The 10,584-nt window shown below is 67.6% G+C and carries 11 protein-coding genes and 1 pseudogene; 6 read left to right on the forward strand and 6 right to left on the reverse strand.

The annotated features are described in order from the left end of the window. Window positions 1-221 (reverse strand): annotated as a pseudogene (locus VFG33_RS19405) (MFS transporter); the annotation flags it as partial. A gap of 40 nt (window positions 222-261) precedes the next feature. Next, complete coding sequence (locus VFG33_RS19410; protein ID WP_325054318.1) at window positions 262-978, reverse strand: SDR family NAD(P)-dependent oxidoreductase; 717 nt, start codon at window positions 976-978, stop codon at window positions 262-264. Between the two features lie 46 nt (window positions 979-1,024). Between VFG33_RS19410 and VFG33_RS19415 the strand changes: the two genes are divergently transcribed. Then, a complete protein-coding gene (locus VFG33_RS19415) occupies window positions 1,025-1,774 on the forward strand; it encodes a class I SAM-dependent methyltransferase (protein WP_325054319.1) in 750 nt (249 codons plus the stop codon). A gap of 10 nt (window positions 1,775-1,784) precedes the next feature. Here the strand turns inward: VFG33_RS19415 and VFG33_RS19420 are convergent, their stop codons facing one another. Next, window positions 1,785-2,354, reverse strand: coding sequence for a TetR/AcrR family transcriptional regulator (locus VFG33_RS19420; RefSeq protein ID WP_325054320.1), 570 nt, complete (start codon window positions 2,352-2,354; stop codon window positions 1,785-1,787). Between the two features lie 158 nt (window positions 2,355-2,512). Here VFG33_RS19420 and VFG33_RS19425 point away from each other — a divergent pair, with 158 nt between their 5' ends. The 3 genes from VFG33_RS19425 to VFG33_RS19435 all read left to right on the forward strand — a co-directional run bounded on the left by VFG33_RS19425 (window position 2,513) and on the right by VFG33_RS19435 (window position 6,062). Continuing rightward, window positions 2,513-3,856 (forward strand): glycoside hydrolase family 27 protein, encoded by a 1,344-nt coding sequence (locus tag VFG33_RS19425; protein WP_325054321.1) that lies wholly within the window; start codon window positions 2,513-2,515, stop codon window positions 3,854-3,856. A gap of 66 nt (window positions 3,857-3,922) precedes the next feature. Then, window positions 3,923-5,053: a lipid II:glycine glycyltransferase FemX gene (locus tag VFG33_RS19430; RefSeq protein WP_325054322.1), complete on the forward strand. Its 1,131-nt coding sequence runs from the start codon at window positions 3,923-3,925 to the stop codon at window positions 5,051-5,053. Between the two features lie 7 nt (window positions 5,054-5,060). Next, complete coding sequence (locus VFG33_RS19435; protein WP_325054323.1) at window positions 5,061-6,062, forward strand: alanine racemase; 1,002 nt, start codon at window positions 5,061-5,063, stop codon at window positions 6,060-6,062. A gap of 48 nt (window positions 6,063-6,110) precedes the next feature. On the opposite strand, the gene VFG33_RS19440 is transcribed toward VFG33_RS19435, so the two are convergent. Beyond that, window positions 6,111-6,485, reverse strand: coding sequence for a VOC family protein (locus VFG33_RS19440; RefSeq protein ID WP_325054324.1), 375 nt, complete (start codon window positions 6,483-6,485; stop codon window positions 6,111-6,113). Between the two features lie 118 nt (window positions 6,486-6,603). Between VFG33_RS19440 and VFG33_RS19445 the strand changes: the two genes are divergently transcribed. Next, complete coding sequence (locus VFG33_RS19445) at window positions 6,604-7,335, forward strand: methyltransferase domain-containing protein (RefSeq protein ID WP_325054325.1); 732 nt, start codon at window positions 6,604-6,606, stop codon at window positions 7,333-7,335. A 28-nt stretch (window positions 7,336-7,363) separates the two neighbouring features. On the opposite strand, the gene VFG33_RS19450 is transcribed toward VFG33_RS19445, so the two are convergent. Continuing rightward, the gene (locus VFG33_RS19450) at window positions 7,364-8,527 is read right to left on the reverse strand and encodes an NAD-dependent epimerase/dehydratase family protein (protein ID WP_325054326.1); all 1,164 of its coding nucleotides are present in this window, start codon (window positions 8,525-8,527) and stop codon (window positions 7,364-7,366) included. A gap of 156 nt (window positions 8,528-8,683) precedes the next feature. Here VFG33_RS19450 and VFG33_RS19455 point away from each other — a divergent pair, with 156 nt between their 5' ends. Further along, entirely contained in the window at window positions 8,684-9,121 is a 438-nt protein-coding gene (locus VFG33_RS19455; protein WP_325054327.1) for a GtrA family protein, read from the forward strand. Here the strand turns inward: VFG33_RS19455 and VFG33_RS19460 are convergent. Next, a partial coding sequence (locus VFG33_RS19460; protein ID WP_325054328.1) for a glycosyltransferase family 2 protein occupies window positions 9,039-10,584 on the reverse strand: 1,546 nt, incomplete at its 5' end. The two genes, VFG33_RS19455 and VFG33_RS19460, sit on opposite strands and share 83 nt — an antisense overlap.

Genomic DNA, 10,584 nt, shown 5'->3' on the forward strand with positions numbered 1-10,584 from the left:
GGCCGCTTGCGATGCTGCTCGATGAAGGAACCCGACGGCAGCGCGATCGCCGCCCCCGCGACCGCCGACAACGCAGCCAGCATCGACACCTGGAACGTGCTGACGTCGAGCACGAGCACCGCGATCAGCGGCAACGCTCCCGACCCGACCGCACTCCCCGCGGCGCTGATGGTGAATGCGGTCCACAGCCGCCTGAAGTCCGGACCCAACGATGACGGCATCGCCCAACCGTAGAACCACCCACCGACGCTTGAGGCAGAGTCAGCGGAGGTTGAGGCCGCCGTCCAGGAGGATGACCTCGCCGGTCAGGTAGGGGTTGGCGAGGATTGCGGCGATCAGGTCTGCGACATCTGAAGGTTGTGCCGCTCGCCGCATCGGGCTCGCGGTTCTCCATAGTTCCTGCGCGTCGGTCCAGTCCGCTGTCATCGCGGTGTCTACCAGTCCGGGTGCGACCGCGTTGACCCGTACTTCGGGGCCGAGGGCGGCCGCGAGCAGCTTCGTCACGTGGTTCAGCGCGGCTTTGCTTGCGGCGTAGGCGATCGAGCTTCCCTTCGGCCTGACCCCAGCATGGCTCGTCACGTTGACGATGGATCCACCCGTCTGTCTGAGTGCCGGCACGGCCGCAGTACAGAGGAGCCATGGGGCGATCAGGTTCACGTCGAGCAACTTCCGCCAGTCCGTGGCAGTCAATCCATCCAGCTCGGCATGCGGAACCGGCCAGCTGATCCCTGCGTTGTTCACCAGTACGTCGAGTCGCCCGTGGTCGGCGAGCACCTGGGGAACCAGCCCGGCGGCCTCGTCCTCCCGTTCCAGGTCGGCCTGCAGATAGGTGCCGCCGAGTTCGCCTGCCAGGGCGAGTCCCGCGGCGCGGCTCGAGCGCGAGTGGACCACCACGGTCATCCCGTCCGCCGCGAGCCGCCGGGCCGTCGCCTCGCCGATGCCCGACGTGGACCCTGTCACCAATGCCACCGAGTTCATCGGCCCAGCCTAGAAACTCGCTGGCGCCACTCTCTACGTTGGACCCATGGACCCGTACGCCGAGCTCGTCGACGAAGCCGTGGCCGCGTCGTTCACTGGATGGGATTTCCGCTGGCTCGCAGGGCGGGCGCACAACGCCCAACCCTCCTGGTCCTACCCCGACCTGGCCCGCGCCGCTCTCGCGGAGGCGACCCGGGTGCTCGACATCGACACCGGCGGCGGCGAACTGCTCGCGTCGTTCGCCCCGTTGCCTGAAGCAACCATCGCCACCGAGGGCTACCCGCCGAACGTACCGCTGGCGCGGGACCGCCTCGCTCCGTACGGAGTCGAAGTACGCGAGCACGACTTCGGGACTGCGCTACCAGTGGAGGACGCCGAGGTCGATCTGGTGCTGAACCGCCACGGGCGCTTCGACCCCGCCGAGCTGGCCCGCGTACTGCGACCAGGTGGCCTGCTTGTGACTCAGCAGGTGGGCAGCCGGAACGACGTCGAGATCAACGAGGCACTGAACGCTCCACTGGTTGAGCAGCCTGGCTCCTACGACTGCGTGGGAGCTGAGCGGGCACTGGTCGAGCAGGGATTCGAGATCCTCGAGGCGGCCGAGGAGTGGCCGGAGTTCGTGATCCGGGACATCGGCGCGCTGGTCTTCCAGCTGCGCGCGGTCCCCTGGCAGGTGCCGGGCTTCGACCTGGACAAGTACGGGCCGGCGTTGCGGGCCCTGGATGAGCGGATCAGGTCAGAGGGTCCGTTCGTCGCTCACGACCACCGCTACCTCCTCCGCGCCCGCCGCCGGTAGACGCCGGGGGTCAGGGGCGGTAGCGGAGCCCGTCCATCAGGAGGTCCAGCAACCGGGCGGCCTGGTCGCGGTTCGAGCCCGAGGCGAGGGCGACTCCGCTCAGGCTGACCAGCACGTCCGCCGGGTTCACGTCGGACCGGAGCTCGCCCGCGGCCGCGCTCGCCTCCAGCAGCGGCTTGATCGCGCCGACCAGCAACTCGAAGCTGTGCGCGTACGGGTCGGCGCCGCTGGCGATCACCGAGCGCAGGGCGTCGGCCATACCGAGCTTCTTGGTCATGTAGTCGATGAAGCGATCCATCCACGCCCGCGTCGCCTCGGCCGGTGGCAGGGTGGCGAGTAGTTCGGGCGCCGCGTCGCAGACGACGGCCAGTTCGTTCCGGTAGGCCGCCTCGACCAGCGCCTCCCGGGTCGGGAAGTGCCGGTACAGCGTGCCGATCCCCACCCCGGCCTTCTTCGCGATCCCGTCGAGCGACGCCTCCAGGCCGCCGCACTCGGTGAAGGCCCGCACCGCCGCCGTCAGCAGCAGGTCGCGATTGCGCTGCGCGTCCGCGCGCAGCGGCCGATCCCCCGTCGTCGTCATCCCGCTCCTCCTCACGTTCCAGCAGAGTCTGCCGTGTCCCCGCCCCGAACCCCACTCGGGAAACCACCGGGAGGGCAGAATGTTTCGGGCTTGTTTCTTGCCAGGGTTAATTAAATAGTCGTACGGTCCTTTCATCTGACCCGATGGAGGGACCGCCCATGATCTCCACTCGTGCTCTGCGGATCGCCCTGCTCGTTCCATTGCTCGCGGCGTCCGTTCCGCTCACCATTTCATCCATGTCCCCGGATCCGGCCGTGGCCAAGACCACCTTCTCCAAGCCCTTCATGGGCTGGAGCAGTTGGAGCACCGAGTCGACCACCCGGCCCAACTACGGCACAGCCTGGCTGACCGAGGGCAACATCAGGAACGCCACCGACGCGGTGGCGACCAAGCTCAAGTCGGCCGGCTACAGCTACATCAACATCGACGCCGGCTGGAACGCCACGATGAACTGGGAGTTCCACAGCGACGCCAACGGCATCCCCAACCCGGATCCGGCCCGCTTCCCCAGCGGTATCAACGGGATCGCCGACTACATCCACAGCAAAGGGCTCAAGGCCGGCATCTACATGGCCGCGGGTCTCGAGCAAGAGGCGTACAACAAGTCCGCCCCCATCGTCGGCACCAGTTGCACCGTCCGGGACATCGTGGTGCTGCCGCTGACCCCCACCAACAAGTGGGGCGGCAACTGGAAGGTCGACTACACCAAGCCGTGCGCGCAGCCGTACTTCAACTCGATCATCAACAAGTTCGCCTCCTGGGGCGTCGACTTCCTCAAGGTCGACGGCGTGACCGTCGACAACGTGCCCGATATCAAGGCCCTCTCGCAGGCGATCGACCAGTCCGGCCGGGCCATCTGGCTCACCGCCAGCGCGTGGCCGGTCGACCTCTCGGCCGCCGACGGCCTCCGCCCGTACGCGAACGGGGTCCGGATCGATACCGACATCGAGTGCTACTGCGCTACGACGTCCACCTGGACGAGCTCGGTCGACGACCGCTGGAGCGACCTGCCGAACTGGCTCAGCCATGTCACCCCGAACTATCTGCCGGACCTGGACGCGATGCCGATCAACAACAACACCGGCACCGCGCTGCAGGACGGCATCAACGATGTCGAACGCCAGACCGTGATGACGTTCTGGTCGATGGCGTCCTCTCCCCTGTACGTCGGCGGCGACGTCTACTTCATGGACAACTCGGCCATCTCCATCCTCACCAACCCCGAGGTGATCGCGATCGACCAGGCCGCGGTACTGCCGACCCGGATCACCAGCGGCAACTCGCAGGTCTGGAAGAAGGTCATCGGTGGCGTCACCTACGCGGCGGTCTACAACCTCGGCTCGTCCGCGACCAACATCACTGTCAACTGGAGTGCGCTGGGACTCAGTGGCAACAAGGCCGTCCGTGACCTGGTGGCCCGGGCGGACCTCGGCAGCTTCAACGGCAGCTGGACCGCGAGCAACGTACCGGCCCACGGGTCGCGCCTGATCAAGATCACCTGAGCAGCAGCGGGTCAGGTTACCGGCTCGGCTACGGTCTGAGGCCGCGGGCCGGTAACCTGACGGACCGTGAGTGACTTGAGCATCAGGACCATCTCCGCCGACGAGCACGCCGCCTACATCGCGGCCCAGCCGTCGGCGAGCTTCTTGCAGACCCCTGGATGGGCGGCGGTGAAGAGCGAGTGGAAGGCCGAGTCACTGGGTTGGTACGACCCCGCCGCTCCGGGTGAGCTGGTCGGGGCGGCGCTGGTGCTTTACCGGCAGATGCCGAAGGTGAAGCGCTATCTGGCCTATCTTCCCGAGGGTCCGGTGATCGACTGGGACGCGGTCGACCTCGGCCGGTACCTGCGGCCGCTGGCGGCACACACCCAGGAGCAGGGCGCCTTCGGTCTGCGGATGGGACCGCCGGTGGCGACCCGGCGGTGGAGCGCGAAGACGATCAAGGACGCGATCGCCGGTGGGCAGCAGCCCAAGCTCGGTGACGTCCGGCCCGACGTGATCGAGCCGTCGGGCGCGACCGTGACCGCGCAACTCCGTGCGCTCGGCTGGAAGGCCCCGCGGACAGGCGAGGGCTTCGCCGCGGGCCAGCCGCAGTACGTGTTCCAGGTGCCGCTGGCCGGCAGGAGCGAGGACGACCTGCTCAAGGGCATGAACCAGCTCTGGCGCCGCAACATCAAGAAGGCGGACAAGCTCGGCGTCGAGGTCACCCTCGGCACGCCGGAGGACCTGAAGGCCTTCCACGCGCTGTACGTCGAGACGGCCGAGCGGGATCACTTCACCCCGCGGCAACTGCCGTACTTCACCAAGATGCAGGCGGCGATGGCGAACCAGCCGGCCGACTGCTGCGACTTCCGGCTCTACAACGCGTACCACGAGGGTGATCTGGTCGCTTCGACGATCTGGGTCCGGGTCGGCGGTCATTCCTGGTACTCCTACGGAGCCAGCTCGACCGCCAAGCGAGATGTGCGTGGATCCAATGCGATCCAGTGGCGGATGATGTCGGATGCGCTCGCAGCGGGCGCTTCCGTGTACGACCTACGGGGCATCACCGACACCTTGGACCCGAACGACCCGCACGTCGGGTTGATCCAGTTCAAGGTCGGCACCGGCGGCGAAGCCGTCGAGTACGTCGGTGAGTGGGATCTGCCGTTGAACAAGGCGCTCTACACCGCATTCGACCTCTACATGAGACGGCGATGAACCTGACATGCCCCTGACCCTGCACATCGACTCGGACCGTTGGCGCGACCACCTCCGTTCCACGTGGAACCCCGACATCATTCCGGTCGCGAAGGGCAACGGGTACGGCATCGGCAACCCCCGGTTGCTGGCCGAGTCCCGTGCGCTCGGTGCCCGGACCGTCGCAGTCGGCACCTACTTCGAGGTCCCGCCCGACTTCAAGGACGACGTCGTCGTGCTGTCGCCGTGGCGGCAGTTCCTGGAGGTTCCGCAGGGCAAGAACGTGATCCACACGGTCAGCCGGCTGGCCGACCTGGTCTCGATCCCGGCCGGCAGCCGGGTCCTGATCGAGGTGATGACGTCGATGCGCCGGCACGGCATCGGCGCCCGCGAGTTGCGGCACACGATGCTGCTGAACGCGCTGGACCGGATCAAGTTCGAGGGCTGGTCGCTGCATTTCCCGATGGGCGCCGGCGGTACGTCGGCCAACATCCGCGAGGCGCAGGAGCTCGCCAAGGCGGCCCGCGCGGTCCGGCCCGGTCCCCTCTGGGTCTCGCACGTCCCGGCGCAGAAGCTGGCCGACATCGGCGACAACGTCCGGCTCCGGATGGGTACCGGCCTCTGGCTGGGCGACCGGGGCGCACTCACCGTCCGGGCCACCGTCCTCGACGTCCATTCCGTACGCCGGGGCGAGCGGGTGGGATACCGCCAGCGCAGGGTCTCCGGTGACGGCCACATCCTCGTGGTGTCGGGCGGCACGGCACACGGTGTCGGTCTGGAGGCACCGACCGCGGCGGCCTCCGTGCGGCAGCGCGCGATCGCCGTGGCCAAGGGCAGCCTGGACGCCGCCGGGATGGCGCTGTCGCCGTTCACGATAGAGGGCAAGCAGCGCTGGTTCGCTGAGCCTCCGCACATGCAGGCGAGCATGCTGTTCCTGCCGTCGTCGGTGGCTCCCCCGGCGGTCGGCGACGAGGTGGGCGTCGATGTCCGCTTCACCACCACCATGTTCGACAAGGTCTCGATGGACTGATCCCCGTTGGCGGCGGCCCGAGTGACCGCCGCCCGGGTGATGCGGATTTCAGTTGCCGGGCGGCGAGGCCAGGTCGACGACGATGCCGTCCGGGAGCCGGAGGTAGGACGAGACCTGTCCCCACGGCGTCTGCTCCGGTTCCTTGAGGGCTTCCGCGCCGGCCGCGACCGCGCGCTTGAAGTCCTCCTCCACCGTTTCACTGACCAGGGAGAGCTCGATCCCGACCCGGCCAGGGGCGCCGACCTCCGAGAGGTGACTCTGTCCCACGGCGTAGTCGGCGAACGAGATCTTGCTGTCACCGCCCGTCTCGACCTCGCCGTAGCCGTTCCCGTAGTACGTCGCCTTGAACCCGAAGGCCTGCTCGAAGAACTTCAGCGACGCCTCGGCGTCCTCGACATACACGATCGTCTTCGCGAACTTCACCAGCTGACTCCATCCTGTCCGTACTCCGGCGGGTCCGTCCCGCTGCAAGTCTGACGTAGGCCGACCGAAAGGTGTGACAGCTTGACTTCAGGTGCACCTGAAGTTGGACCGTAGAAGCATGGCTGAGCTGACTTTCCTGGATCGGATCGAGCAGACCGAGGACGCGGCAGCGTTGCGGGCCGAGTCCTACCGGCTGCTCGAACTGGTCCCCGGTGACACCTGTGTCGACGTGGCCTGCGGCGCTGGGCACGCCGTGGCCGAACTGGCCCGGGCCCAGATCAAGACCATCGGTATCGACGCCGACGAAGGCGCCGTCGCGACCGCGAGATCCCGTACGCCGGACGCCGTGTTCCACGTGGCTCCATCAGACGACCTGCCCCTCGAGGACGAGTCGGTGGACGGGTATCGCGCCGCCCGGTTGTTCCACCTGCTCGCGGATCCGCTACCGACCCTGGCCGAGGCCCACCGGGTACTCCGGCCGGGTGGGCGGATCGTGCTGACCGGGCAGGACTACGGATTCCTGCTACTCGACAGCGACGACCAGGACATGAGCGACGTGGTGTTGCTCGGGCTCGAGTCCCGGTCGATCGCCCCGCGCGCGGCCCGGAGTCTGCGCGACTGGCTGCTCGACACGGGATTCCGGGCCGCGGAGGTCGTCGTCCACACCGAGGTGATCACGGATCACGGGCTGCTGGCGATGCAACTCGAGGTTGCCGCGGCTGCTGCCGTGGAGAAGGCGCTGATCACCGGGGACGACGCCGCCCAGTGGCTCGCAGAGCAGGCGGACCGCGGTCGGCGGGACCGCTTCCTCGCAGTACTGCCGACTCTGCTGGTCGCCGCCACCCGGTGAGCTGTGATCGTTGCCACCCGAGGATCGGTCAGGCGCTCTCCTTCTTCAGATCGCCGGTCCAGCTGACGTTCGGCAGCAGCGCGGACGCGTTCACCCGGTCCTTGTTCGCGGCAACGATGTCGAACATCGAGTCGATCAGCGTGTCCGACAACAGGTGCGGCTGCAGTCCGAGGCCGACCAGGCCGGTGTGCTTCACGTTGTAGTAGTGCTCGGCCTGCTCGACCCGCGGGTTCTCGACGTTCTCGACCTGGACCGGGCCGGCGAAACACTCCGCCACCTTGGCGGCGATCTCGGCCACCGAGTAGCTCTCCGTCATCTGGTTGAAGACGCGGAACTCGCCGGCATCGGCCGGGTTCTCCACTGCGAGCCTGATGCACTCGACGGTGTCCCGGATGTCCAGCAGGCCACGGGTCTGGCCGCCGGTGCCGTAGACGGTGAGCGGCTCACCGAGCACCGCCTGGATGACGAACCTGTTGAGCACAGTGCCGAACACGGCGTCGTAGTCGAACCGGGTGGCCAGCCGCGGATCCCGCACGGTCTGCGGGGTCTCCTGGCCGTAGACGACGCCCTGGTTGAGATCGGTGACCCGCAGTCCCCAGACGCGGCAGCCGAACTCCAGGTTGTGCGAGTCGTGCACCTTGCTCAGGTGGTAGAACGAGCCGGGCTTCTTCGGATAGAGCATCCGGTCCTTGCGGCCGTTGTGCTCGATCTCCAGCCAGCCCTCCTCGATGTCGATGTTCGGCGTGCCGTACTCGCCCATCGTGCCCAGCTTGACCAGGTGGATGTCCGGGTCGATCTCGGCGATCGCGTACATCAGGTTCAGCGTGCCGATCACGTTGTTCTGCTGGGTGTAGACGGCGTGCTTCCGATCGATCATCGAGTACGGCGCGGCCCGCTGCTCGGCGAAATGCACGATCGCCTGCGGACGGAAGTCCCGGAGTACCTGGTAGACGAAGTCCGGGTCGAGCAGGTCACCGACGTACGCCGGGATCTCACGACCGGACACCTCTTGCCAGGCCGCTACCCGGGTGCTCAGGTCCTCGATCGGCACCAGGCTCTGGACTCCCAGCTCCTGGTCGTAGCCGCGCCGGGCGAAGTTGTCGAGCACCGCCGTCTGATGACCGTTGTCGGACAGATGCAGTGCTGTCGGCCACCCCAGGTAACCGTCACCACCCAGGACCAGAACGCGCACGAGCCGACCACCTTCCGCGAGGGAGCAGAACCTTTGTCCTGTCCTGTTTACCCACCCAGCCGCGAAACCGTCTGTGGAGAACCTGGGAATCAGCTATGAATCCGGTGAACCAGTGGCTGTTCCGGTCCGTGATGTCAGCCAAGGCACAATGGCGGGGTGCAGGTCTTGCTCCGTTACTCAGCGTCATCGATTGTCGCTACCGCGATCAGCCAGCTGGCCTTTCTGCTCTGCTACGGGGTCGGCCTTCCGGCCATGCCGTCGAGCATCCTCGCCTTCGCCGCGGGCTCGGTGCCGAACTACCTGCTGAACCGGCGCTGGGCGTGGGGGCGGAAGGGCCGCGCCCACCCGACCCGCGAACTGCTGCCCTACGTCCTGATCACGGCCGCGTCGGCGGTGGTGGTCGCAGTGCTGACAACCCTGGCCGATGCCTGGATCCAGGACGTGACCGGCGCGCACTCCTGGCAGACACTGCTGGCCGGGACCGCCTACCTGGCCTCCAACGGAGTGACGTTCATCCTGAAGTTCGTGGTGTTCGACCGGTACGTGTTCGCAGCACCAGTCGACCCCGAAGCACATACTCCCGCCACCAGGTAGTGGTCATCACCCGCGCATAGTTCGCGCCGTACACGAGGCCCGGGCCCTTCTTGCTGGTCCCGTCACCGCGTCGCCGCATCGTCATCGGCAACTCCACCACCCGCGCCCCGCTCGCCAGTACGCCGAGCAGCAACTCCGACGACTGGTACTGCGGCTCACGCAGCGTCACCGTGCTCGCCAGCCCGGCCCGCATCGCGCGGAACCCGAACGACGTGTCCGTCAACCGTCGCCAGGCCAGGATCGACGCCAGCACAGCGAAAACCCGCACCCCGAGCCAGCGCAACCGGCTGTCCGCGTCCTCCTGGCCGAGCCGGCGTGACCCCGTGACGAAGTCGGCCCTCCCGTCCAGGATCGGCCGCATCAATACGTCGAGCTCGGAGTTGTCGTACTGCCCGTCCGCATCAGTTGTCACCACGTACTGCGCTCCGCCGCTCGCCGCCAGCTGATACCCCAGCCGGAGCGCGGCACCCTGCCCCCGATTGGTTGCCGCACTACACACATATGCACCGGCAGTTGCGGCAATCGAGGCAGTGTTGTCCTCGGCACCGTCCACAACGACCAGCACGTCGACCGGTAGGCCCGCGCAGGTCTTCGGCATGTTCTCCAGCACCGAGCCGATCCCCCCGGCTTCGTTGTAGGCGGCAATCACCACGACCAGCGGCGCGAAGGCAGGTTCGCCGTGCCGCTCACGGAAGTCGTCCAAGGCCCGCGAGTCCACCGCGTCCGGATAGGGCTGCAGAGCCGCCCTGCCCTGATCCCGCCCGAGGATGGCCGTCAGCCCGATGGCTCCAGCCAGAGGGAAGAACACCAAGCCTGGCAACTGGTAGCGCCAGGAGAATTCGAAGGCGGCAGAGCCCAGCAGCAGGATGATCCCGGAGGCCGCCGGCAGAAGCGCGGCTGCTCGGAGCCCGGATCGCTTGGCCTGACCGACTCCGGCAGCTGCGGCGAGGCCGATCAAGGCGGCGATCCCCAAGGCGAGGCCGGGGGTGTAACCGCCGTTCAACTGGTAGGCCCGAAGGATCGCGGCCGGGTCATGGTTGACGTACGGCGCGGTCCCACCCCACTCCTGCGCAGCCTTGCCGATGTCCGGGTTGCTCAGCCCCGGATAGGTCAGCTGGAACTGCCACCTGTCGAGCGGCACGTCGTCCGGCGAGGTGGTCCGGGTGGGAGCGAATCCCTTGAGGAAGTCCTGGATCGCTGCCCAGGCGACATCGAGTGGCTGGTGCGTGATCACCACCCAGCTGAACTCCTTGGCGAGTTGCTCCTTGGTGGTCCCCGGCGGCAGGGCGCCCGGCCAGTTCTTGTCGCCGTAGCGGTTGTGCGCGTACTGGTCCACGCCGAGGCGCTGCCCGAGCGGCTCTGTCGGGCAGAACAACTTGGTGCCCGCGTTGAGCGGGAGCTTCGAGCAGTCGGCGACCACGGCGGCCCGCCCGTACAGCACGGTGTTGTCGGCGCCCGAGACC

Origin of the sequence: Kribbella sp., assembly GCF_035687465.1 — a bacterium.
GTDB lineage: Bacteria > Actinomycetota > Actinomycetes > Propionibacteriales > Kribbellaceae > Kribbella.

Bases quoted from the DNA above. Each gene is read 5' to 3' on its own strand.
- VFG33_RS19435 (WP_325054323.1), top strand. From the start codon at position 5,061: ATGCCCCTGACCCTGCACATCGACTCGGACCGTTGGCGCGACCACCTC.
- VFG33_RS19410 (WP_325054318.1), bottom strand. From the start codon at position 978: ATGAACTCGGTGGCATTGGTGACAGGGTCCACGTCGGGCATCGGCGAG.
- VFG33_RS19425 (WP_325054321.1), top strand. From the start codon at position 2,513: ATGATCTCCACTCGTGCTCTGCGGATCGCCCTGCTCGTTCCATTGCTC.
- VFG33_RS19445 (WP_325054325.1), top strand. From the start codon at position 6,604: ATGGCTGAGCTGACTTTCCTGGATCGGATCGAGCAGACCGAGGACGCG.
- VFG33_RS19420 (WP_325054320.1), bottom strand. From the start codon at position 2,354: ATGACGACGACGGGGGATCGGCCGCTGCGCGCGGACGCGCAGCGCAAT.
- VFG33_RS19415 (WP_325054319.1), top strand. From the start codon at position 1,025: ATGGACCCGTACGCCGAGCTCGTCGACGAAGCCGTGGCCGCGTCGTTC.